The organism is Streptomyces sp. NPDC127114 (assembly GCF_042677525.1).
Lineage (GTDB): Bacteria > Actinomycetota > Actinomycetes > Streptomycetales > Streptomycetaceae > Streptomyces.
On record NZ_JBHXTJ010000027.1, the window covers coordinates 60,489 to 83,249 of the forward strand.

The following is a 22,761-nucleotide window of genomic DNA, read 5'->3' on the forward strand; positions in this document are numbered from 1 at the left end:
TTCGCGCTGTTCGTCCACACCGTGATGACCGCGAATGCCTGAATCGGCACCCCGCCTTACGCAAGGGGCGAATTCGCCGCCCATTCCGGCAGGGCGGTCACGGGCGAAGCGCGGCGGCGCGCAGCTCCTCGTAGAACGGCAGGTGGTAATCGCGGTAGGCCCGCAGCACCGGGTCCGCCTCGACCGCCTCGGCGCCGCGGCCGGAGCCGCGCGTGAAGCCGGCGGTCCGGCTGGTCGACTCGTGCCAGCGGCTGGTCGCCTCCCACTCCGAGCGCATCCCCGGCTGCCAGTTCAGCGCGTCCGGCACGAAGGGGATGCCCACCGCCTCGCAGTACGCCCGCACGGTCTCGGCCGGCCGGTCGAGCAGGTCGTCCGAGTCGATCACGACCGGCGTGACGCCGGTGGCGGCCCGTACGGCCAGGAAGATCTCGTGCAGCCGGGCGAAACCGATCTCGTCACGGCCCAGGTCGGGGTTGAGCTTGTGGTGGGAGGCGATGGCCTCGGCCGGGTGGCGGATGATGAAGGTGTGCGTCGCGGCCGCGAGGAAGGCCTCGTCGGCGAGCAGCGCCGGATAGGCGAAGTCGGTCGTGTCCTTGAAGAACACCGGCTGCCGGGCCGCCATGCCGCGCAGCTCCGCGAGCACGTCCTGCTCACTGCGCGCGACCCGCTCGCCGACCTTCACCTCGCCGAAGTCGACCACCTGGGAGAACGGCTCGTGCACGACGACGCGGTCGCCCCGCTCCGCCATCATCCGCGCGAACGCGGTGGAGCGGGATCGGGGCGCGCTCCACAGCGCGAGCACCGGTATCCGCTCTGATGTGTGGTCCACGATTTCCCCTTCGCTCTGGCCCGCCCGTCGTGAATCCGGACGGAAAGCGCGCGGTGAACTCCGCGGTCCCCGGCCGGAATCCAGTCCAGCGTGACACGGGTGGCGGCCGGCCCGGGTAAGCGAAATGAGCAGCCGGAGGAGAGCAAAGTAAACACAATGCGTCCCCGCCGTTGAACTTGTCGCGGACGCGCGCCGCGGCGACTCGCCCGTAACGTCCCTCCGACGCGGCAGACCGGTCGTGCCGTCCGGTCAACCAGTGGTCCTACTACGGAGGTCACGTGTCAGCGACAGCAGAGCACCCGGGCGACGGCGGCATCGCCGTACTCGCCAGCAGGGTCGGCGCGGACGAGAAACGGCTGTTCGACGCGTTCGACCGGCGCGGTGTCGCCTTCGACCACGTCGACACGCGCACACAGTGGTTCCCGGCCGGACAGCGCGACCTGCCCTGGAGCCTCGCCCTGAACCGGGAGATCGGCCAGGCCCGCGCGGCGTACGCGGCCCGCTGCCTCGCCGCGGCCGGGGTCGAGGTGGTCAACAGCGCGGAGGCGACCGAGGTCTGCGGCGACAAGTGGCGCACCACGCTGGTCCTCCAGGCGGCCGGACTGCCGATCCCGCGCACCGCGCTCGGCCTCACCCCGCAGGCCGCGCTGACCGCCCTCGACTCCATCGGCTACCCGGCGCTGATCAAACCGCTGGTCGGCTCCTGGGGCCGGCTGATCGTCCCCCTGCACGACCGGGCCGCCGCGGAGGGCGTGCTGGAATACGTCGGCGCGCTGCCGAGCCCGCAGTCGCACCTCGCGTACGTGCAGGAGCTCGTCGACAAGCCCGGCCGGGACATCAGGGCCGTCGTCGTCGGCGGCGAACTCCTCGGCGCCGTCTACCGGACCGGCGAGTCGACCCGCACCAACGTGGCGCTCGGCGGCCGGACCCTGCCGTGCGAGGCGACACCGGAGCTCACCAAGCTGGCGGTCGAGGCCGCCGCCGCCGTCGGCGCGGACATCGCCGGCGTCGACCTGATCGAGGACCGCGACGGCCGGCTGCTCGTCCTCGAGGTCAACCACCGCGTCGAGTTCTCCGGCTTCCAGTCCGCCCTCGGCGACCGGGTCGACGTCGCGGACCGCATCGTCGAACACCTACGGGAGCGAGCGCAACGATGAACTGGGCATTCACTTCGTCCGGCAACGTCACAGAGACGTGCGCCGTCGGGCTGCTGCGCGGAATGCTGGAGATCCCCTCCTCGTCCTACCAGGAGCGTGCGCTGGCCGACTACCTGGCCGAGGCCATGACCGACCTGGGCTTCCAGGCCCACATCGACACCGTGGGCAACGTCATCGGCGTGATCGAACGCGGCGACGGCCCGACCCTGATGCTGCTCGGCCACCTCGACACCGTCCCCGGCCAGATCCCGGTCCGCTCCGAGGACGGCCGGCTGTACGGCCGGGGCGCCGTCGACGCCAAGGGACCGCTCGCCGCGATGATCTGCGCCGCCGCCGGCGCGGCCGGCTTCCCCGGCCGGATCGTCGTCATCGGCGTCGTCGAGGAGGAGACCCCGAAGTCGCGCGGCGCGATGGCGATCCGCGCCACCCACGACCGGCCGGACGCGCTGATCGTCGGCGAACCCAGCGGCTGGTCGAGCGTGGTGATCGGCTACAAGGGCAAGCTCGACCTGCGCTACACCGTCACCTGTCCCGCCACCCACCCGAGCAACCCGGAGCCCAAGGCGTCCGAACTTGCCGTGGAATCCTGGAACGCGCTGGTCGACCTGCTCGGGCCGGACGCGGGCCACGACGCCTTCGCCAAGCCCGGCGCCACGCTCGTCCAGCTCAACGCCGACCTCACCTCGGCGACCGTCGACCTCAGCGTCCGCACCCCGCCGGGCTTCGACGCCGAAGGGCTCGTCACCGGACTGCGCGAGCGGCTGCCCGCCGGCCGGCTCGAAGTGCTCAACTCGGTGGAGGCCTGCCGGGCCGACCGCTCCAACCCGGCGGTCCGCGCGCTGGTCTCCGGCATCCGCCGCGTGCACGCCCAGCCCCGGCTCGTGGTGAAGACGGCCACCTCGGACATGAACACCCTCGCCGAGGTCTGGGACATCCCCATGGCGACCTACGGCCCGGGCGACAGCAGACTCGACCACGCCGACACCGAGCACATCGTGCTGTCCGACTTCCTGCGCGGCATCGACGTCCTGTCCACCGCCATCGCGGAACTGGCGGACCTGCCCGTCCGCCCCGCCGCCCAGGCCACCGACGCGCTGCCCGAAGGGAGTCTCCGTTGACCGGAACGACCCAGCGCCTCGCCGCGCTGCCCGCGGAGCGCCGCACGCGGTTCCTCGCCCTGCTGAAGGCGACCGTGGAGGAAGCCGCGGCGCACCCGACGCCCCGCGGGAACACCGGCCCCGCACCGCTCTCCGCCACACAGGAGACCCTGCGGGAGTCCGGCCGCCCGGCGGCCGACGGCCCCGCCGACCGGCTGCCGCTGTGCCTGCGGCTGCGCGGCGACCTGGACGCGGGCGCCCTGCGTACGGCGCTCGCCGCGGTCGTGGCCCGGCACGAGGCGCTGCGCACCGCGGTCGTCACGCGCGAGGGCGGCCCCGTGCAGGTGGTCGCCCCCGAGGTCCGGGTCGACCTGACGCCGGCCGAGGCGCCGGGCGACGACCACGAGCGGCGGCTCGCCGCCGCCCGGGCCCTCGTCGAGGAACGGATCGCGGCACCCTTCGACATGGGCCGGGCGCCGCTGTGGCGCGCGCTGCTCGTCCGGGTCGCGCCCGACGACCACCTGTTCCTGTTCGTCGCGCACCGCGTGGTGTGCGACGAGCGGTCGCTCGCCCTCCTGACCGGCGAACTCGCCGAGGTGTACCGCGCGTCGAAGGACGGCGACGCACCGCGGCTGCCCGCCCTTCCCGTGCAGTACCCGGACCACGCGGCCTGGCAGCGCGACCGCCTCGACGGCGCCGAGCTCGACCGCCTGGCCGGCTACTGGCGCGACAGGCTCGCGGGCGCCGAGGTCCTGGAGTTCCCCACCGACCGGCCGCGCGGCGACACGCCCACGTACGCCGGCGACGCCCGCGGCTTCACGGTCGGACACGAGGCCCTGGAGCGGGCGAGGACCCTGGCCCGGGAGGAGGGGACGACGCCGTACGACGTCCTCCTCGCCGCGTTCTTCACCCTGCTGCACCGCTACTCCGGCCTGGACGACCTGGTGATCGGCTCGCCCGACGCGAACCGGCGGCACGCCTCCGTGGCCCCGGTGATCGGCCCCTTCGCCGACACCACGGTGCTGCGCGGGGACGTCTCCGGCGACCCGGCCTTCCGCGAACTGGTCCGACGGGTCGGCCGTGTGGTCTCCGAGGCGCACGAGCACGGCGGACTGCCGTTCGCCGAGCTGGTCCGGGCCGTGGACCCGGCCCACGACCCCTCGCGCCCACCGCTCTTCCAGATCGTGTTCGCGGCGAGGGACGCGGACGCTCCCACGGAACTGCCCGGCCTCACGACGACCCGCGAGGACGTCGCCACCGACACCTCCCGGCACGACATGAGCTGGACCCTGGTGGAGCCGGCGGTGCCCGGCACCGACGCCGTCCTGCACATCGCGTTCAACACCCATCTCTTCGACGGCGAGAGCATCGCCCGGTTCGCCCGGCACTACGACGGACTCCTGCACACCCTGACCGCCGACCCCGACGCACCGCTGTCCGCGGCCGAGGTGCTGAGCCCGGCCGACAAGGAGTTCCTCGACCGGGTCGGCAGCGGGCCGGTGCGCCCCGTGCGCGAGACCACCGTCGTCGAGCAGTTCGAGGCCCGCGTCCGGGAGGCCCCGGACAGCGTGGCGCTCGTCGTCGAGGACGTCCCCACCAGCTACGCCGAACTCAACGCCCGCGCGAACCGGCTCGCCGCCCTGCTGCGCGGGCGCGGCGCCGGGCCGGGCACGCGGATCGGCCTGTGCCTGCGCAGGAACGCGGACCTGACGACGGCGATGCTCGCCGTCCTCAAGACCGGCGCGGCCTACGTGCCGCTCGACCCGACGCACCCGCCCGCGCGCGTCGCGGAGATCGCCGCCGACTCCGGTCTGCACACCGTGGTCGCGCACGCCGCCGTCACCGCCGCCGTCAGCGCGGTCACCGCGCCCGTCGTGACCCTGGACGAGGTCCGCGCCGACCTCGCGGCGATGCCCGACACCGACCCGCCGCTCGCGGCGCAGCCCGGCGACCTCGCGTACGTCATCTACACCTCGGGCAGCACCGGACGGCCGAAGGGCGTCCTGCTCGAACACCGCGGCGTGGTCAACTTCATCGACTCCGCGCGCGAACTGTTCGACCTGACACCGGCCGACCGCGTGCTCGGCTTCGCGTCGATCACCTTCGACGTCTCCGTGTTCGAGACCTTCTCCGCGCTGCTCACCGGCGCCCGGCTCTGCCTGGCGACCGACGACGAACGGCTCTCCATCGACCGGCTCCAGTCGCTGATGGAACGCGCCGGCATCACCGTCATCGACCTGCCGCCGACCGTGATGCCGCTGCTCGCCCCGGAGCGGTTGACCGACCTGCGGATCGCGTTCGTCGGCGGCGAGGCCTTCAGCGGCGAGCTGGTGAACCGGTGGAACCCGGGCAGGCGGCTGTTCAACGGCTACGGCCCGACCGAGTGCACCGTGACGATGATCGTCGAGGAGTGCCCCGGCACCTGGGACACCTCGCCGCCGATCGGCCTGCCCATGACCAACCACGTCGCGCACGTCCTGGACCGCGACCTGCGCCAGGTGCCCGTCGGCGTCCCCGGCGAACTGGTCATCGGCGGCGCCGGACTGGCCCGCGGCTACCTCGACCGGGACGAGCTGACCGCGGAGAAGTTCGTCGCCGACCCGTTCGGCACCGCCCCGGGCGGCCGCCTCTACCGCACCGGAGACCTGGTGAAGCGGCTGCCGGACGGCCGCCTCGTCTTCCTCGGCCGGATCGACCAGCAGGTCAAGATCCGTGGCCTGCGGATCGAACTCGGCGAGGTCGAGTCGGCACTGGCCGGAGTGACCGGCGTCGGACAGGTCACCGTGCGGCCGTGGACCGACGACGCCGGCGACAAGCACCTCGTGGGCTACCTGACGGGCGTCGCCGAGGAGCAGCTGCCCTCGGTGCGCGAACAGCTCGGCACCGTCCTGCCCTCGTACATGATCCCGTCGTACTTCGTCGTCCTCGACGAACTCCCGCTCACCAGCAGCGGCAAGGTCGACTGGCGCAGGCTGCCCGCGCCCGACCCGGAGTCGGCGGGCGACGGCGCGGGTGACGAACCGCGCACCGCGACCGAACGGGTCCTGCTGCACGACGTGCTCGGCCCGCTGCTGCGCAACGCCCGGCTCGGCGTGCACGACGACTTCTTCCTCGCCGGCGGCAACAGCCTCCAGGCCGCCCAGCTGATGTCGGCGATCAACCGCCGGTTCGGCGTGGAGATCGCGCTCGGCGACTTCTTCACCTCGCCCACCGTCGCCCACCTGGCCGCCACCGTCGACGCCGGCCGCGCCGCGCGGCGCGGCACGGACGACGATCCGCTCGGCCACCTGGAGCACCCGTCCGAGGAGCCGGACCGGCACACCGCCGGGGCCGCGGCCGGCGACCGGGCGCCGGTGCTGATGCGCCCGCCCGGCCCTGCACAGGTCGTCCTGCTGCACCCGTCCGGCGGCGAACTGTTCTGCTACGTACCGCTGGTCAGGGCGCTGCGCGAGGGCATCGGCGTGGCCGGCTTCGCCGCCGACCCACGGGACGCCGCCCTGCCCCCCGAGGACGGGGTGACGGCGACCGCCGCCCGGATCGCGCGGGCACTCGTCGCCGCCGGACCGCCGGAGGCGTACTGCCTGGCCGGCTGGTCCTACGGCGGCGTGCTCGCCTTCGAGGTCGCCCGGCAGCTGGAACGCGACACCGGAGCACGGCCGCCGGTCGTCCTCCTCGACGCCTCCTACGACGAGGACCTCGTGCCGCTCGACGAACGGACGGTACGGCAGCGGTTCGTGCACGACGTCGCCCGGCTGGCCGGCCGGGACGGCCCGGCGGTGCGCGCGGTCCTCGACGACCCGGCGGTCGGCGAGGCGGGCATCCGGCGGACGCTGACCTCGCTCGGCGTCGAACTCGAGCTCGGCGACGAGGAACTGGCCGCCCGCTACGCGACCTTCCGCGCCTGCGCCCTGGCACAGCAGGAGTACCGCCCGCCGAGCCCGTACGGCGGACCCGTCACCCTGCTCACCGCCTCGAACCACGCCGCCGTCGCGGCGGAGTGGCGCACCGCCTGCACGGGCCCGTTCCGGTCCGGCGAACTGCCCGGCGATCACTACACGCTGTTCACGGAACCGGCGCTGAGCCGGATCGCCGCCGCGATCGAAAGCACACTCGCCACCTGAGGAGACGCCCATGCGGTTCGGATTCACCGAGGAACAACAACGGTTCCGGGCGGACGTGCGCAGGGCGCTGCGCTCCGCCGAGGTGCGCGCCGCGGTCGCGGACGCCACCCCCGCGGACGGCGTCGAGCCGGACCAGCGGCCGCTGTACCGCCTGCTCGGCAAGCTCGGCCTGCTCGCCGTGCACTGGCCCGCCGAGTACGGGGGATCGGGCCGGCCGCTCACCGACGCCGCCATCGTCGCCGAGGAACTGGTGCGCGCGGACGTGCCGGACACCCTCCACGTCAACACCGTCCAGATCATCGGCCAGTTCCTCCTCATGGCCGGCAGCACCGAGCAGAAGCGACGGCACCTGCCCGCCCTGGCGAGCGGCGAGCGCTTCGGTTCGGTGCTGTACACCGAACCCGACGCCGGATCCGACCTCGGCGCCCTGCGGACCGTCGCCGAGCCCGACGGCGACGGCTACCGGATCACCGGCACCAAGGTCTTCAGCCTCAAGACCCGCTTCGTCGACCTCGGCCTCTGTGCCGCCCGTACGACACCGGGAACCGGCAAGTACCAGGGCATCAGCCTGTTCCTGGTCGACATGAACGCCCCCGGCGTCACCGTGACCGTCATCCCCAGCGTCAACGACGAGCAGTTCCACCACGTCGAGCTCGACGGCGTCGCGGTGTCCGGCGACGACCTCATCGGCGCACGCGACCAAGGGTGGCCCCTGCTCAACCAGGCCCTGGCCATCGAACGCACCGGACTCGACTACCACCTCAAGGCGGAGCACTGGCTGGACGCCGCCCTCGAGGCGCTGGTCGACCGGGCGCCCGACGCGCCGCACGACGCCCATCTCGAACGGATCGGCCGCTGGGACGGCGCGCTCCTCGCCGACCACGCCCTCGCCTGGGAGGTGATCACCGGACTCGCCCACGACCGCGTCGACGAGGTCGCGGCCGCCGTCGCCAAGTTCCACAGCAGCGAACTCGCCCAGGACATCGCCGCGTGGGCCGCCGACATCCCGAGCCCCCGGCAGCGGGCCGACCGCACCAGAGCCGCCGTGATCCTCGACTCCGCCGGCCGGGAGGCGCCCGGCCTCACCCTGTCGGCGGGGACCTCCGAGGTCATGCTGCAGATCATGGCCGCCGCGTTCGACTCCATCGGACAGGAGAAGCGCTGACATGGACCTCACCCCCGATCCGCTGCTCGTCCAGCTGCGCAAGGCCGTGCGCGGCTCGCTCGCCGCCCTCCCCGTACGGCCGGAGGTGCACGGCGCGCCGGTGACCGACGGAGCCTCCGGCCCCGCGCGGACGGTGCTCGACCGCCTCGGCGCGGACGGCTTCGAACGGCCCGCCGCGGCCGGCGGCCTCGACCTCGGTCTGACGGCCGGCGTGCTGGTCAGCGAGGAACTCGGCCGCGCGGCACGCGGGAACCCGTACCGGGCCGACGCGCTCGCCGCCGACGTGGGCGGCCCGCCGGGCGCGGCCCTGGCCGGCCTCGAAGCGCTGCCGGCCGGCACCGGGATCACCGCCCGCCCGCGCGACGGCGGCTGGGAGCTGACCGGCACGGTCACGGTCGACGACCCGGGAGCCGGACGGCCGCTCCTCGTGGCCACCAGGACGGGCACCGGTGCGGTGCTCGTCGCGGTGCCGGCCGGTGCGCCCGGCGTCCGCGTCGAGGGCGGGTGCTGGCCGCCGGCCGTCCGCTTCGAGGCCACGCCGGTCACCGCGGCCGACGTGGTCGCCTCCCTGGACGACGCCCCGGCCGGCCCGCTCGCGCGGGCACGGCTCCGGCAGGCCGCCTATCTGCTCGGCATCGCCGACGGCGCGCACGAGACCGCGGTGCGCTACGCCGGTACGCGGCGGCAGTTCGACACCAGGCTGCGCGATCTGCCGGCGGTGGCCTTCCCGCTGGCGCGTGCCATGGTGGCCCTGCGCGCGACGAGGGCGGCGGTGTACCGGGGCGCCTGGCTGGTCGACGCCGTGCACGACCGGGCGGCCACCGGCGAGGGCGCGGGCGTCGCCGACGGCACCGAGGCCCTCGGCAGCGCGGACGCCGCCGCCACGGCGCCCGTCGTGGCGCTCGCGACGGCCGCCGAGACCGCGCGCGACGTCGTACGGCTGTGCATGCAGAGCTGCGGCGTGCGGGCGATGACGGCGGAGCTCGGTCTGCACCGGTACTTCCGGCTGGCCGCCGCCGAGGCGAGCCGGTACGGCGAGCCCGCCGCGCTGTGGCGGCTGGCCGGCGCCGCCCGCCTCGACCGGGCCCGGCGCGCCGTCGGGGAGAACGGCGCGGGGCGCTCGGTCGCGATGAGCTAGATCAGCCCGGACTGGTAGGCCAGCGAGACGAGTTGGGCGCGATCACGGACGCCGAGCTTGGTGCGCACCCGGTAGAGATGGGTGCGCACGGTGGCCACGCCGATGGTGAGCTCGCGGGCCACCTCCTCGGTCGACATGCCCCGTGCCACCATCTGGGTCACCTCCCGCTCCCGCGGCGTCAGTTCGGTGACCTCCGGATACGGCGCCGACTCCGGCGTGTCCGGCTGCTCGCGGAACCACGTGACCAGGCGGTGCGCGATGTCCGGTGCGAGCATGGTCCGGCCGGCCGCCGCCGCCCGGATCGCCGTGACCAGTTCCTGCGGGCTGGCGTCCTTGCCGAGCAGGCAGCTCGCGCCCGCGTGCAGCACGTCGCTGACCGTCTTGTCGGTGTCGGACCGGGTGAACACGACGATGTTCGGCCGCGTCTCCTCCTTGCCGAGCCTGCGGATCATCTCCAGTCCGTCGATGGTCCGCAGGCTGAGATCGGTGACTATCACGTCCGGGCGTTTGGTGCGCACCAGGACGATGGCCTCCATGCCGTTGTCGGTCGTGCCGATCACGTCGATGTCGGGCACGGCGTCGAGCAGTGTCCGTAAGCCGTCCCCGATGACCGGCAGTTCGTCGCAGATGAGTACACGAATGGTCACTGTTTCCGCCTTTATGGGGGTGTAGGTGGAAGTCCGGTTGCTGCCACGGGCCTGGGTCTCAGGCGGTTCGGCAGCCTTGTCGTGCACCTCGCCGCCTCCGGTGCGGACCGCGAGGCTGGTTCCTCTCCAGCCTGCGCGGGCAGCCGCTTCAGTGTCCACACTGCGGACGAGGCGACACGAGAAGTTGATCGCGAACGCGCCAATGCTGAGTCGGGAAGGACGGCTCTGTTCCTGCGGCGAATCGTGCCCATGGAGCCATGGGCAACTGCGGTTCCGTGGAGCTGTGGAGCGGGCCCATGAGGTTCTAAACCACGCCTTGATCGAGTGTCAAGCAGTATCTGCCCGGCGTGTCACACGGTCCGCGGAGGCGGCAACTGCCCTGCACAGGAGCACACTTGACCAATATGACCGTGGCATGTTGACCGCTTCGACCGCAGCGTGTTTGAGTCGGCTGGCCCTGGCCTCCGCAGAGAGGAAAGACCCCCGATGAGCCTCGTCGACGTGCACACCGAATGGGATCCGCTCGAAGAGATCGTGGTGGGGACCATGGCAGGCGCACGGGTGCCGGTCCCGGACAGAAGCCTGGTCGCCGTGGAGTATCCGGAGAAGGCGGACGACCCGCAGCGGATTCCGTCCGGCCCCTACCCGGGCCATGTCGTCGAGCGGACCGAGGCCGAGCTCGAGGAGCTGGTGGACATCCTCACCGGCCTCGGGGTGAAGGTGCGCCGGCCCGGCGGCCGGGACCACAAGTCCATGGTCTCCACGCCCGACTGGAGCACCGACGGCTTCTACGACTACTGCCCCCGGGACGGCTTCCTCACGGTCGGCACCTCGCTCATCGAGTCACCGATGGTGCTGCGGTCCCGCTTCCTCGAGGGCTTCGCCTACAAGGACCTCTTCGTCGAGTACCTGGAGAGCGGTGCCCGCTGGCTCTCGGCGCCCAAGCCCCGGCTGACCGACGACCTGTACGAGCCGTCCGCACCGCCCGGAGAGCGGCTGCGGGACCTGGAGCCGGTCTTCGACGCGGCGAACGTCCTGAGGTTCGGCACCGACCTGCTCTACCAGGTCTCGGACAGCGGCAACAGGATGGGCGCGCGCTGGCTGCAGGCGGCGCTCGGCGACCGCTACACGGTGCACGCCTGCGAAGGCCTGTACACGTCCACGCACATCGACTCGACGATCGTGCCGCTGCGCCCCGGCCTGGTCCTGGTGAACCCGGCGCGGGTCAACGACGCCAACATGCCGGACTTCCTCCGCGGCTGGGACCGGATCGTCTGCCCGGAGCTCGTGGACACCGGCTTCGTCGGCGAGCACCCGAAGTCGTCCGTGTGGATCGGGATGAACTTCCTGGTGGTCGCGCCCGGGAAGGCCGTCGTGGACAAGCGCCAGGTGGGTCTGATCCGGGAGCTCGAACGCCACGGCGTGGAGGTGATCCCGGCGCAGCTGACCCACTCCAGGACCCTCGGCGGCGGCTTCCACTGCGTGACGCTCGACGTGCGCCGCAAGGGCGAACTCGCGACCTACCGCTAGCGGACGGCGACGAGGACGCCGATCTTGTCGATGCGGTGCTCTGGGTTGCCCTGGGCGTCGCGCCACCTGTTGCCCGCGGCGTCGTCCTCCGGTGTCGCGCAGGTGGACAGCGTGATCATCGCCCGGGTGGGGCGCTCGCCCGGAGAGCCCGGAACGGCGGCACGCTGCTCGGCCAGCGAGCGGGCGGAGCGGAAGGAGGTCCAGCGGGTGTCGGTGATCCGGTACTCGTAGACCCGGCCCTCGGCCGTCACGAACACGCGGTCGCCCACGGCGACGTCCGGCAGCGCGCGCAGCGGCCCCCCGGCGGACAGGCGGTGCGCCGTCACCAGATAGTTCCCGACGTCCCCCGGACCCACGCCGCCCCGTTTCCCGTACGGGCTGGCCGCGATGCCGCGGTCCTGTATGCGGGTGCCGGGGCGGTCGTCGGTCGTTCCCTCGTACGGGACGACGCGCAGGTCGTCCACCCCGATCGACGGGATGTCCAGCGCGGCCACCGGCGGCCGGACGGCGGACTCCGAAGGCGCCGGGCGGACCGCCGAGGACGGGGGAGCGGAAGGGGCCGGAGGCCCCGCGGGAGCCGGCGGCGGCGCGGGCACCACGGAAGCGGGCGGCGGCGCCGGCGCCGTGGACGGCGCGAGGGACGGGCCCGCGAGGTCCGTCGGCGTGCAGCCCGCCAGCGCGCCGAGAACCGTCGCCGCGACGGCCGCGGCGACGGAGACGCCCTTGTGGGCCCGACCGGATCGGGACATGGGCCAGGACCACCACCCGAGGGTCTTCCGGACAACCGACACCTCCACGGTACGGCGATCGCCGCCGAAGGCCAGCCCCGGAGCCGGTCCGGAGCCGCGCGCACGGCGTGCCGGGCGTGCCCGGACGCGGCTCGGGTGGCACGGTCGAGCGCAACGGCAGGTTCGGGCGCGGTGACGGTGACCGGGAGCGAGGCGGGAAGACGTGACGCGACGCAACAGGTGGGGTGCCCGGCGCGATGCGGCCGGCAGGTGGCTGGAGCGGCTGCGGCGCGACCCCTTCACGGTGCAGACCGTGCGGTCCACGGCGGCGGCGACGCTTTCGTACGTCGTCGCGCTCCAGCTCAGCAGCGAGCCGGCGCCGCTCACCGCGCCGCTGACGGCGCTGCTCGTCGTCCAGGTCACGCTGTACTCCACGCTCACCACGAGCCTGCGCCGGGTGAACTCCGTCGTCGTCGGCGTGCTCATCGCCATCGCCTTCAGCGTGCTCGTCGGACTCTCCTGGTGGAGCCTCGCCCTGATCATCCTGGCGTCCCTCGTCGTGGGGCGGCTCGTGCGGGTCGAGGAGTTCATCCCGGAGGTCGCCATCAGCGCGATGCTGGTGCTCGGCGTCACCCAGGTCGCCGACACCGCCTGGGACCGCGTCCTGGAGACGCTGATCGGCGCCGTCGTGGGCATGCTGTTCAACCTGGTCCTCGCCCCGCCCGTGTGGGTGGACACCGCGGGCGACTCGATCGAGGACCTGGCCAGAAGGATGCGCAGGCTGCTCCTGGAGGTGGCCGAGGAGTTCGGCGAGGCGCCGCCGGTCGAGCGGGCAGCGGCCCGGCTGCACGAGGCGCGGCGGCTCGACAACGACGTGGCCGAGGTGGACGCCGCGCTGCGCACCGCCGAGGACAGCCTGCGGTTCAACCCGCGCGTCAAGGAAGGACTGCTGCACCGCATCGTGCTGCGCACCGGGCTCGACACACTGGAGATCTGCGCCGTGGTGCTGCGGGTCCTCGCCCGTACCTTCACCGACCTGGCCAAGGAGCGGGCCGGCCGGGAGCTGCTGCCCGGCCCGACCGCCCTCGCGCTGCGGGAGGCGGCACAGCACACCGCCGACGCCTTCGTCAGCTACGCCGTCCTCGTCACCGCGTCCGGCAGCGAGGCCGCCGAGTCGGCCGAGGCCCGGCTCGCGGGCGAGCTCCGCGCCGCCCGCACCTGCCGCGACCGCGCCGCCGGCCTGCTCCTCGCCGTCGCGCTGCGCGAACCGGACCGGTGGCAGCTGTACGGGGCCATGCTCGCCGAGCTCGACCGCGTCCTCGACGAGCTCGACCCCGAGCACCGCGGTCTGCGCCTGATGGAGGAACTCGACCGGCACACCCGCGAGCGCCGCGAGCGGCGCCGCCGGCTCACCTCCCGGTACGGCCTCGGACGGGCCGGGCGCGCCTGACGCGGCGGGACGCTCCCCGGGCCCCGCGCGGCAGGACGGGGACCGCTCCGGGACCGTGCCCCGCTCAGGAGCGCCCGTGGTCCTGCGCGTACGCCGCGAAGACCTCCTCGGGACCGGCTCCCGTCCGCGTGAAGCGTTCGTCGAGCACCTCGGCCAGGTCCTGGAGGGCCGTGCGCAGCACCGAGGCGGAGAGCCGGACGTCCGGGTGGCGGGCGCGGGCCGCCCGGTCCGTGAGGTCGAGGGCGTGGTCGAGCTGGGCGGGCAGGGAGGTGTTCCGGTCGATGTCGTAGAAGTAGTACGACTCGGGGTACTGCAGGAAGTCCACCGTCACCGTCGACAGCGCCGAGGCGAGACCGTCGAGGAGGGCGGCGCCGCCGGCCGAGTCCAGGGCCCCTTCCTCCACGTCCGCGCGACGCAGGTGCGAAAGCCGCAGGGCGAGGCCCCTGCGGCGGGCGAGGGCGGGGTAGATGCCGAGGATCCAGGCGACGGTCGCGGACAGCAGGGCGAAGCCCACCAGGGCCTCGACGGGGGCGAGCACCCGCAGCCAGCCGGAGGTCGGGGCGATGTCGCCGAGGCCCAGCGTCGCCAGGGTGACCAGCGAGACGTACAGCGCGTCCACCGGTCCCGCGTGCTCGCCGGGCGCGAGCCCCGTGGCGTACGAGAAGTCCTCCGGCATCCGGGGCCAGTAGAGGAGCGCCCAGCCGACGGCCACCGTGAGCGCCCAGGCGACGACGACCGCCATCATGCCCGTCGGTCCGGCGAGTCCGGCCGGCCGCCGCCGCTCGCCGTGGTGGGCCGACAGCCGCCACACGCCGCGCATCACCAGCCGGCTCAGCCCGCCGTGGCGGGTCGGATGCCACAGCGTGTGGAAGACGTCACGCAGGATGAAGAGGATCAGTGTTGCTCCCAGGAGCGTGAGCAGCCAGGTCATCCCGGCACCGCCCGCACGCCGCCCGCCCCGCCGTCCCTGCGCCCGGCGCCGGTCCTCACCTCGATCCGGTGGCGGACGACGGTCGTCAGGACCGTCAGCCGCGTCGACACCGACGGCACGGGCGCCACGGGGTCCGTCACCCGCCGGGCCTCCTCCGGCAGCGCGGCGGCGTCGGCCTCGAACCGGGCGCGGGCCGCCGCCAGGGTGTCCGGCGGGTCCGTGCGCAGCCCGCCGCGCATCACGGTCCTCAGCAGCGGTTCCGTGCCCTCGGGCGGCTCCTCGTTGGCGAGGCCGATGACGTCGCGCAGACCGGGGCCGCGGAAGACCTGCTTGGGACCCGGCGCCGTCACCTTCGCCGAGGACAGCTTCATGACCGGCCGGCCGTCGTACTCCACCAGCTTGTACGCCGCGTCCAGGTACGGGGCGTCCGCGGCCGTGCCGACCTTCGTCCCGACGGCGTAGGCGTCGATCGGCGCCCCTTCCCGCACCAGCCGGTCGACGGCGTACTCGTCCAGGCCGCCGCTCGCGATGATCCGGACCTCCGCGAGCCCCGCCGCGTCGAGGGCGGCGCGGGCCCGCCGGGCGAGCGCGCCCAGGTCGCCGCTGTCGAGGCGGATCCCGCAGCCGGGCCCGAGCCCGAGGTCCGCGAGGACGCGCGCCGCCGTCGCCACGCCCCGGTCGGTGTCGTACGTGTCCACGAGGAAGGTCACCGGGCCCGGGTGGGTACGGGCGAAGGCCCGGAACGCGGCCTCCTCGGAGGCGAAGGCCTCGACGTACGAGTGGGCCATGGTGCCGGCGGCCGGGAGGCCGTAGCGACGGGCGGCGGCGACGTTGCTGGTGCCGGCGAAGCCGACGAGCGCGCCGAGGCGCGCGGTCTGCGTGCCGGCCTCGGGCCCGTGCGCCCGGCGCAGCGAGAAGTCGACGACCGGCCGCCCGGCACTCGCCAGGACGCACCGGGCGGCCTTGGAGGCCACCGCGGTCTGGTGACAGACCAGCGACAGCAGATACGTCTCGACGAGCTGGGCCTGCGGCAGCGGCGCGGTGACCTCCAGGAGCGGTTCGCCGGCGAACACCAGCCGTCCCTCGGGCACGGCGCGGACCTGTCCGTCGAAGGAGAGCCCGTGCAGCGGTTCGAGGTCCTCGACGGGACGCCGCAGCGCGTCGGCGAACTCCTGCAGGTCGGCGCGGCCCACGCGGAACCGGGAGAGGAGGTCGAGGACCGGCTCGAGGCCGGCGGCGACGAGGAAGCCGCGGCCGGGCGGCAGCTCGCGCACGAAGAGACTGAACGTGGCCGGTGCCCGCATGTCCTCGCGCAGGTACGAGAGCGCCATCGTGACCTCGTACAGGTCGGTGGTCGTGACCTCGGACATGCTTCGAGCATGCGCGGACCCGCGCCGCCCCGCACGGGGACGGCGCGCGGGACGGCGTGCCGGGGCACCCGTTCGCCCCCCGCCCTTCGTCTGGGAGGATGAGGATCATGACGGGCGGCAGCATCGGAGGGGCGTCGGGAGACGTGGCGGAGCAGGGGCGGGAGCGGACGAAGGGCCGGCCGGTCGCGCTGGTGACGGGGGCCGGGCGGTCGGCGGGCATCGCGGCGTCCGTGGTCCTCGGCCTGGCGGGCGCGGGCTGGGACGTGGCCTTCACCTACTGGACTCCGTACGACGAGCGGATGGCCTGGGGCGCGGAGCCCGGGGCGGCGGAGGAACTGCGGGAACGCGCGGCCGCCCTCGGCGCGCGGACGTACGCGGTCGCGGCGGACCTCGCCGACCCGGCCGCACCGGCCCGGCTCTTCGACGGCGTCGAGCGCGCGCTGGGGAACGTGACGGCGCTGGTGCTGTGCCACTGCGAGTCGGTCGACTCGGGCCTCTTCGACACCACGGTGGAGAGCTTCGACCGGCACGTCGCCGTCAACGCGCGGGCGACCTGGCTGCTGATCAGGGAGTACGGGCTGCGCTTCGCCGGACCGCACGGCAGCGGCCGGGTCGTCTCCCTGACGAGCGACCACACCGCGGGCAACCTGCCGTACGGGGCCAGCAAGGGAGCGATGGACCGGATCACCATCGCCGCCGCCCGGGAGCTCGCCCACCTCGGGGTGAGCTGCAACGCGGTCAACCCCGGGCCGACCGACACCGGCTGGATGACGGAGGAGCTGAAGGCGGACCTGGTCCGCGCCACTCCGCTCGGCCGGCTCGGCGTGCCGGGGGACTGCGCGCACCTGGTGACGTTCCTCTGCTCGCCGGAGGGCGGCTGGGTCAACGGCCAGCTGCTGCACAGCAACGGCGGTCTCGGGTAGGGCGCCGGCGGCGCGATGCGCGGGGGATGCGCAGGCGCTCGGGAACCGCCGTGGATGTGCGGTGAACATCCGTCGAACTGAAGGGAGTTGGGCTTCCCCGCCGGGGTCTACGCGCGTCAGCATCGCCGTATGAGAATCCCCCCACGTTTCACCCTCGCCGCCGCACTCGTCTCCTCCCTCCTGCTCGCCGCCCCCGCGGCCGCGACCGCCGCCCCCGCCGCGCTCCCGGCCTTCGCGCCCGTCGCCGTCACCTCGGCGACCGCGTCCGTCGGCCACATCTGCTCCTCCGACCTGCCGTCCCAGGCGCACGACACGCTGCGGCTGATCGACGCGGGAGGCCCTTTCCCGTACCGGCAGGACGGCTCCGTGTTCCAGAACCGGGAGGGCGTCCTCCCCTCGCACACGGCCGGCTACTACCACGAGTACACGGTCAGGACGCCGGGCAGCACCACCCGTGGCGCCCGCCGGATCGTGACCGGGCAGGAGTCCCGGGAGGACTACTACACGGCCGACCACTACGCCACGTTCGACCTGATCGACCACGGCTGCTGACGAGGGCTCAGCGCTCTGCCGCGGCCGGCGTGACGCACGCCGGCCGCGGCGCCGTTCGTGGCCGTTCCGGACCGGTCCGTGCCACTCCCGGGGCGGTCAGGCCGGCAGGTGGGTGTGCGAGGAGCGGCGGGCGGCGGCCAGGAGTGCGTGGATCTGGAGCCCGGCCTGGTCGACCTCGGCGAGCGGCGTGGGGAACGGAAGCCGCACGTCGCGCTGCGTGGCGGCGTACTCGAGCCGCAGGGTGAGGCCGTAGCGGTCGATGGCGAGCGGCAGGGCGCGCACGAGGCCCTGCCGGGCGGCCGGTTCCACGAGCCGGAGCAGCAGGGTGACGAGCTCGGGGTGGCCGGCGACGAGATGGTGGAGCATGGCGGCCTCGCAGTCGGCCAGCGGGTCCGGCTCCGCGGCCTGGAGCTGCTCCAGCGTCACGTACGTCCGCCCGTGGGCGTCCTGCAGCACCGCCTGGCCGAACTCCATGCAGGTGCTCTCCCCGGAATCCGCGTCGTACGGCGCCGCCACCAGGCCCGAGAGTGTCACGCGGGCGCGCACCCGGTCGCGTACGGGGACGGGCGAGACGTCCGTGAGCTCCAGGCGGATGGGGATGCGGGCCGCGCCGCAGGCACCGGTGGTGGCGCTGCCCGCGCCGGTGCCGGTGCGGCCGCCTTCGGCGGAGCCGGAGGAGCCGAGGAACGCGAAGGACTCGAAGGACTCGGCGGGTTCGTGGAGGTGGATGCGGCCCATCGGGCCCGTTCCGTCGAGGCTGTGGACCTCCTCGTACCGGCCGTCGGTCACCACGGTCATGGAGTGCGCGGAGGTGATGACCGACCGCAGACGCTCGGCAGGGGTCGGCTGGGTGGAGCGGGCGGTGTGGGGATGCATGCGTGTTCTCCCGGCGGATGCCGTAGACGCTCGACGTCTACTTAGGTATGCCTAACCTAACCTATCCGGGGTCGGGTGTCAGCAATCCCGTCAGTTCCACGACGGGGCCGCGGGCTCCGGGAGGCGCCGGGTGAGGAGCCAGCCGATCGCCGGGAACACGATCAGCGGCAGGAGGGCCGTCCGCAGGGAGGTGGCGTCGGCGACGGCGCCGACCAGCGGCGTCGCCACCCCGCCGACGCTCACCGCCAGGCCGAGCGTGACCCCGCTCGCGGTGCCGACGCGCGACGGAAGATAGTCCTGGCCCAGCGTCACCTGGAGCGAGAACGGCACGTACAGACCGGCCGACGCCAGCGCCACGCACCCGAACAGCGCCGGACCCGGCACCAGGACCACGCCCGCGACGGCGAGCACCGTCGCGGCGTACGACCGGCGCACCACGCGCACCCGGTCCCAGCGCGCCGCCAGCCGGCCGCCGAGCACGGTGCCGACCGCGCCGCCCAGATACAGCACGAAGAGCGCCGCGGCTCCCGCGGTCGTGCCGCCGCCGGTCCGGTCCGCGACATGGAGCGGGACGAAGGCCGCCAGGACGACGAAGACCACCGAACGGCAGACGACGGCCAGGCTCAGCCGCACGAACGAACGGCGGTCGTCCGGCGCCGCCGGCCCGCCGCCCGGCCCGCCCGCCCCGTCGGCCGCCCGGCGGCGCCGCAACGCGAGCAGCGCCAGCGCCGTGCCGGCCACCGCGGGAACGGCCAGGACCGGTGTCGCGCGCAGTCCGCCCGCCGCGACCACCGGCGTGACGAGCAGCGGGGCGAGCGCGAATCCGAGGTTGCCGCCGAGCGAGAACCAGCCCATCGCGGTGTGGCTGCCCCGAGCGGCGGCCCGCGCCACCCGCGCGGACTCCGGGTGGTAGGCGGCGACTCCGAGCCCGGCGACCGCCACGCACAGCAGCGTCAGCGGATAGGAGGCGCTCACGCCGCTGAGCGCGATCCCCGTCCCGGCCGCGGCCGTGCTCAACGGCAGCAGCCACGGCATGCGGTGACGGTCGGTCAGCGCCCCGAAGGCGGGCTGCACCAGCGAGGAGAGCAGCGAGGCGGCCAGGACCACGCCGGCGGCCGCGGCGTACGAGTAGTGCCGCTCGGCCACGAAGAACGGCACCAGCGCCGACACGGCTCCCTGGTACACGTCCACGCACGCGTGCCCGACCGAGAGCAGGGCGACCGGCCCGCTGCCGCGGCCCCGGCGGTCGCCCCGCTCGTCGCCCCGGTCATGGCTCCGGCCGCGGCTGCGGAACGGCCCGGACGGGCGGCGTGCGGAAGGGGGAAGCGGTGCTGTCGGTGTGGGCATGAGCCGATCGTCGCCGCGGCCCCCGCCGGTCGGCTTCCGATAAAGTGCCGACTCATGCCGGAAATCCGCCACACGCCGAAGGCCGTCACCTGGATCCGGCCACTGGCCGCGGGACAGGGCGTCGACGCCCACCGGCACGACGAGCACCAGATCGTCTACGCCGGTCGCGGCGTGCTCGCCGTCACCACCGACTCCGGCACCTGGATCGCCCCCGGGAACCGCGCCCTGTGGGTGCCGGCCGGCACCACCCACGCGCACCGCGCCCACGGCGACCTCGACCTCCACACCATCGGCCTGCCCGCCACCGTCAACCCGCTCGGCCTCGCGGCCCCCACCGCCCTGACCGTGTCGCCCCTGCTGCGCGAGCTGATCCTCGCGTACACCCGCGACCACGTGGCGGAGGCGCCCGAGCGGCCCGAACGCCGGCGCATGCGCGCCGTCCTGCTCGACCAGCTCCGCGCGTCACCCCAACAGCCCATGCACCTGCCCACTCCCGCCGACCCGAGGCTCGCGGCGGTCTGCGCCCTGCTGCACGACGACCCGGCCGACGGCCGCACGCTGTCCGCACTCGGCGCGCGGGCGGGCGCGTCCGAGCGCACCCTCAGCCGGCTCTTCCGGACCGAACTCGGCATGACCTTCCCGCAGTGGCGCACCCAACTCCGGCTCTACCACGCCCTGGTGGCGCTCAGCGAGGGTCACTCCGTGACCGCCGTGGCGCACCGCTGCGGCTGGTCGTCGACCAGCGCCTTCATCGACGTCTTCCGGCGGTTCTTCGGGCACACGCCGGGCGCCCGTCCGCGCGACCGAGCCACCGAAAAACGCTTGGACGGCGGACGGAGCGTCACGGGACACTGCGAACCTTGTCCCTGAGGGTCCGACTAAGCAGGGTTGCAATGGATTCGCCTGAATCACTCAAACGTTCGCCGGGCCGCGGCCCGGTCCTCCTCGCACTTCGCTACTACGGAAAAGAGCTGGCCAGACTCCGCCGGCTGACCGTCCCCGCGCTGCTGCTCCCCGCGCTGGGCAACATCGGCATCGCCTACGTCGCGCCGCTGATCGTGGCCAAGCTCGTCGGCCGGATCGCCGGCGGCGACTCCGGCGGGAGCGACGGCACCGGTCTCGACGCGATGCTGCCGTACGTCCTCGGCTTCGCCGGCGTCCTCCTCTTCTCGGAGGCGCTGTGGCGGGTCGGACTGCACTGTCTCAACCGACTGGACGCCCTGGGCATCGAGCAGCTGTACGTGCTCGGCATGGACGAACTCTTCGCCAAGGACGCCGCGTTCTTCCACGACAACTTCGCCGGCTCGCTGACCAAACGGGTGCTGAGCTTCGCGTCCCGCTTCGAGGAGTTCGTCGACACCCTCACCTTCAACGTCATGGGCAGCTTCGTGCCGCTGCTGTTCGCCTCGGTGGTGCTGTGGCAGTACGAGCCGCTGCTCGTCGTCGGCCTGCTCGTGATGATCGCGCTCACCGCGTTCTGCGTCGTCCCGCTGATCCGGCGCCGGCAGGCGCTCGTCGCCCAGCGCGAGGAGGCCATCGCCCGGGTGTCCGGCCACGTCGCCGACAGCCTGATGAACATGGACACCGTCCGTGCCTTCGCCGCCGAGGAGCGCGAGGCGGCCGAACACCGGTCCCGCGTCGCCGAGTCGCGGCGGCTCACGCTCCGCTCCTGGGACTACGGCAACCTGCGCATCGACACGCTCGTCGCGCCGATGTCCGTGCTGACGAACGTCCTCGGCCTGGTCGTCGCCCTGCTGCTCGGCGCCGGGCAGCACGGCGTGGAGGCGGTCATCGTGGCCTTCACGTACTACTCCAACGCGACCCGGATCATGTTCGAGTTCAACCAGATCTACCGCCGGATCGAGAGCTCGATGACGGAGGCGGCGCAGTTCACCGAGCTGCTGCTCACCCCGCCGACCGTCACCGACCCGGAGTGCCCGGAGCCGCTGCGCTCCCGGGCCGGACACGTGCGGTTCGAGAAGGTGACCTTCACCCACGGAGGCGCCGGGAGCGGCGCCGTGCCGCTCTTCGAAGGCCTCGACCTCGACGTGCCCGACGGCACGAAGATCGGCCTGGTCGGCCGGTCCGGCGGCGGCAAGACGACACTCACCCGGCTCCTGCTGCGGATGACCGACGTCGACGCCGGCCGGATCCTGATCGGCGGCCAGGACATCAGCCGGATGAGCCAGTCCGACCTGCGCGGACTGATCGCGTACGTGCCGCAGGAACCGGCCATGTTCCACCGCACCCTGCGGGACAACATCGCCTTCGCCCGGCCGGACGCCACCGAGGCGGAGATCCGGCGCGCGGCGGAGGCCGCGCACGTCACGGAGTTCGCCGACGCCCTGCCCGACGGCTTCGACACGATGGTCGGCGAACGGGGCGTCAAGCTGTCCGGCGGCCAGCGCCAGCGGGTCGCGCTCGCCCGGGCGATCCTGCGCGACGCGCCGATCCTGCTGCTCGACGAGGCCACCAGCGCACTCGACTCGGAGAGCGAGATCCTGGTCCAGGACGCGCTGTGGAAGCTGATGGAGGGCCGCACGGCCCTCGTGGTGGCGCACCGCCTGAGCACGGTCGCCGGGATGGACCGGCTGGTCGTCCTCGACCGCGGCCGGGTCGTCGAACAGGGCACCCACCAGGAACTGCTCCTCGCCGACGGCCCGTACGCGAAGCTGTGGCAGCACCAGTCGGGCGGCTTCCTCGACGACACGCCCGCCACGGCGGAACTCAGCCGGGTCGAAACGAGCTGAACCGGGGGCGGGTGGCGGGGAACGAGCGGGGCGGACTGCCCCCGCCCCGCCCTCCCCGGCCGACCGCCCGCCCTTTCCGCCCGCCTCCGCCACCGTCCGCCGCCCGTCCCGTTTCCGGCGCCGTCGACGGAGGCCGGGCCGCGCGGCATA

The 22,761-nt window shown here is 73.8% G+C and carries 18 protein-coding genes; 11 read left to right on the top strand and 7 right to left on the bottom strand.

Translation table 11 applies throughout. The annotated features are described in order from the left end of the window. Positions 1-97 precede the first annotated feature (97 nt). A complete protein-coding gene (locus ACFVGS_RS25155; RefSeq protein WP_385693742.1) occupies positions 98-829 on the bottom strand; it encodes a sulfotransferase family protein in 732 nt (243 codons plus the stop codon). 278 nt (positions 830-1,107) lie between these two features. On the opposite strand from ACFVGS_RS25155, the gene ACFVGS_RS25160 reads away from it, so the two are divergent. The 5 genes from ACFVGS_RS25160 to ACFVGS_RS25180 are packed head-to-tail and all read left to right on the top strand — an operon-like array spanning position 1,108 to position 9,507. Continuing rightward, positions 1,108-1,986 (top strand): RimK family alpha-L-glutamate ligase, encoded by an 879-nt coding sequence (locus tag ACFVGS_RS25160; RefSeq protein ID WP_384411257.1) that lies wholly within the window; start codon positions 1,108-1,110, stop codon positions 1,984-1,986. Beyond that, on the top strand, positions 1,983-3,104 hold the full coding sequence (locus ACFVGS_RS25165; RefSeq protein WP_384411259.1) for a M20/M25/M40 family metallo-hydrolase: 1,122 nt from the start codon (positions 1,983-1,985) through the stop codon (positions 3,102-3,104). Before ACFVGS_RS25160 ends, ACFVGS_RS25165 begins: the two co-directional genes overlap by 4 nt. Further along, positions 3,101-7,204 carry an amino acid adenylation domain-containing protein gene (locus ACFVGS_RS25170; RefSeq protein ID WP_385693743.1) on the top strand — a complete coding sequence of 1,368 codons (4,104 nt, stop codon included), beginning with the start codon at positions 3,101-3,103 and terminating at the stop codon, positions 7,202-7,204. The genes ACFVGS_RS25165 and ACFVGS_RS25170 overlap by 4 nt, the downstream gene beginning before the upstream one ends. A 10-nt stretch (positions 7,205-7,214) precedes the next feature. Then, positions 7,215-8,369 (top strand): acyl-CoA dehydrogenase family protein, encoded by a 1,155-nt coding sequence (locus tag ACFVGS_RS25175; RefSeq protein ID WP_385693744.1) that lies wholly within the window; start codon positions 7,215-7,217, stop codon positions 8,367-8,369. Position 8,370: 1 nt separating this feature from the next. Further along, positions 8,371-9,507 carry an acyl-CoA dehydrogenase family protein gene (locus tag ACFVGS_RS25180; RefSeq protein WP_385693745.1) on the top strand — a complete coding sequence of 379 codons (1,137 nt, stop codon included), beginning with the start codon at positions 8,371-8,373 and terminating at the stop codon, positions 9,505-9,507. On the opposite strand, the gene ACFVGS_RS25185 is transcribed toward ACFVGS_RS25180, so the two are convergent. Continuing rightward, positions 9,504-10,154: a response regulator gene (locus ACFVGS_RS25185; RefSeq protein ID WP_384411266.1), complete on the bottom strand. Its 651-nt coding sequence runs from the start codon at positions 10,152-10,154 to the stop codon at positions 9,504-9,506. The two genes, ACFVGS_RS25180 and ACFVGS_RS25185, sit on opposite strands and share 4 nt — an antisense overlap. 486 nt (positions 10,155-10,640) lie before the next feature. On the opposite strand from ACFVGS_RS25185, the gene ACFVGS_RS25190 reads away from it, so the two are divergent. After that, positions 10,641-11,684 (top strand): inosamine-phosphate amidinotransferase 1, encoded by a 1,044-nt coding sequence (locus ACFVGS_RS25190; protein WP_385693746.1) that lies wholly within the window; start codon positions 10,641-10,643, stop codon positions 11,682-11,684. Here the strand turns inward: ACFVGS_RS25190 and ACFVGS_RS25195 are convergent. Continuing rightward, positions 11,681-12,433, bottom strand: coding sequence for a class E sortase (locus ACFVGS_RS25195; protein WP_385693747.1), 753 nt, complete (start codon positions 12,431-12,433; stop codon positions 11,681-11,683). The two genes, ACFVGS_RS25190 and ACFVGS_RS25195, sit on opposite strands and share 4 nt — an antisense overlap. Positions 12,434-12,635: 202 nt before the next feature. Here ACFVGS_RS25195 and ACFVGS_RS25200 point away from each other — a divergent pair, with 202 nt between their 5' ends. Further along, positions 12,636-13,862 carry an aromatic acid exporter family protein gene (locus tag ACFVGS_RS25200; RefSeq protein WP_384411271.1) on the top strand — a complete coding sequence of 409 codons (1,227 nt, stop codon included), beginning with the start codon at positions 12,636-12,638 and terminating at the stop codon, positions 13,860-13,862. Between the two features lie 64 nt (positions 13,863-13,926). Here the strand turns inward: ACFVGS_RS25200 and ACFVGS_RS25205 are convergent, their stop codons facing one another. Both ACFVGS_RS25205 and ACFVGS_RS25210 read right to left on the bottom strand, forming a co-directional pair. Continuing rightward, positions 13,927-14,793, bottom strand: a complete 867-nt coding sequence (locus ACFVGS_RS25205) for a potassium channel family protein (RefSeq protein WP_384411273.1) — start codon at positions 14,791-14,793, stop codon at positions 13,927-13,929. Beyond that, positions 14,790-16,163: a nicotinate phosphoribosyltransferase gene (locus ACFVGS_RS25210; RefSeq protein WP_384411415.1), complete on the bottom strand. Its 1,374-nt coding sequence runs from the start codon at positions 16,161-16,163 to the stop codon at positions 14,790-14,792. The genes ACFVGS_RS25205 and ACFVGS_RS25210 overlap by 4 nt, the downstream gene beginning before the upstream one ends. Before the next feature lie 107 nt (positions 16,164-16,270). Here ACFVGS_RS25210 and ACFVGS_RS25215 point away from each other — a divergent pair, with 107 nt between their 5' ends. Beyond that, entirely contained in the window at positions 16,271-17,086 is an 816-nt protein-coding gene (locus ACFVGS_RS25215; RefSeq protein WP_384411275.1) for an SDR family oxidoreductase, read from the top strand. A gap of 129 nt (positions 17,087-17,215) precedes the next feature. After that, positions 17,216-17,638, top strand: coding sequence for a ribonuclease domain-containing protein (locus ACFVGS_RS25220; RefSeq protein ID WP_384411277.1), 423 nt, complete (start codon positions 17,216-17,218; stop codon positions 17,636-17,638). Positions 17,639-17,734: 96 nt separating this feature from the next. On the opposite strand, the gene ACFVGS_RS25225 is transcribed toward ACFVGS_RS25220, so the two are convergent. After that, the gene (locus tag ACFVGS_RS25225; RefSeq protein WP_385693748.1) at positions 17,735-18,514 is read right to left on the bottom strand and encodes a DUF2470 domain-containing protein; all 780 of its coding nucleotides are present in this window, start codon (positions 18,512-18,514) and stop codon (positions 17,735-17,737) included. Positions 18,515-18,604: 90 nt separating this feature from the next. Continuing rightward, the gene (locus tag ACFVGS_RS25230; protein ID WP_385693749.1) at positions 18,605-19,861 is read right to left on the bottom strand and encodes an MFS transporter; all 1,257 of its coding nucleotides are present in this window, start codon (positions 19,859-19,861) and stop codon (positions 18,605-18,607) included. 54 nt (positions 19,862-19,915) lie between these two features. Between ACFVGS_RS25230 and ACFVGS_RS25235 the strand changes: the two genes are divergently transcribed. Together ACFVGS_RS25235 and ACFVGS_RS25240 are read left to right on the top strand one after the other, a co-directional pair. Continuing rightward, on the top strand, positions 19,916-20,731 hold the full coding sequence (locus ACFVGS_RS25235) for an AraC family transcriptional regulator (protein WP_384411283.1): 816 nt from the start codon (positions 19,916-19,918) through the stop codon (positions 20,729-20,731). Between the two features lie 23 nt (positions 20,732-20,754). Next, a complete protein-coding gene (locus ACFVGS_RS25240; protein WP_385693750.1) occupies positions 20,755-22,611 on the top strand; it encodes an ABC transporter ATP-binding protein in 1,857 nt (618 codons plus the stop codon). Positions 22,612-22,761 lie beyond the last annotated feature (150 nt).

Coding starts and splice junctions, on each gene's coding strand:
- ACFVGS_RS25165 (WP_384411259.1), top strand. CDS start 1,983: ATGAACTGGGCATTCACTTCGTCCGGCAACGTCACAGAGACGTGCGCC.
- ACFVGS_RS25175 (WP_385693744.1), top strand. CDS start 7,215: ATGCGGTTCGGATTCACCGAGGAACAACAACGGTTCCGGGCGGACGTG.
- ACFVGS_RS25180 (WP_385693745.1), top strand. CDS start 8,371: ATGGACCTCACCCCCGATCCGCTGCTCGTCCAGCTGCGCAAGGCCGTG.
- ACFVGS_RS25190 (WP_385693746.1), top strand. CDS start 10,641: ATGAGCCTCGTCGACGTGCACACCGAATGGGATCCGCTCGAAGAGATC.
- ACFVGS_RS25195 (WP_385693747.1), bottom strand. CDS start 12,433: ATGTCCCGATCCGGTCGGGCCCACAAGGGCGTCTCCGTCGCCGCGGCC.
- ACFVGS_RS25205 (WP_384411273.1), bottom strand. CDS start 14,793: ATGACCTGGCTGCTCACGCTCCTGGGAGCAACACTGATCCTCTTCATC.
- ACFVGS_RS25210 (WP_384411415.1), bottom strand. CDS start 16,163: ATGTCCGAGGTCACGACCACCGACCTGTACGAGGTCACGATGGCGCTC.
- ACFVGS_RS25215 (WP_384411275.1), top strand. CDS start 16,271: ATGACGGGCGGCAGCATCGGAGGGGCGTCGGGAGACGTGGCGGAGCAG.
- ACFVGS_RS25220 (WP_384411277.1), top strand. CDS start 17,216: ATGAGAATCCCCCCACGTTTCACCCTCGCCGCCGCACTCGTCTCCTCC.
- ACFVGS_RS25225 (WP_385693748.1), bottom strand. CDS start 18,514: ATGCATCCCCACACCGCCCGCTCCACCCAGCCGACCCCTGCCGAGCGT.
- ACFVGS_RS25230 (WP_385693749.1), bottom strand. CDS start 19,861: ATGCCCACACCGACAGCACCGCTTCCCCCTTCCGCACGCCGCCCGTCC.
- ACFVGS_RS25235 (WP_384411283.1), top strand. CDS start 19,916: ATGCCGGAAATCCGCCACACGCCGAAGGCCGTCACCTGGATCCGGCCA.
- ACFVGS_RS25240 (WP_385693750.1), top strand. CDS start 20,755: ATGGATTCGCCTGAATCACTCAAACGTTCGCCGGGCCGCGGCCCGGTC.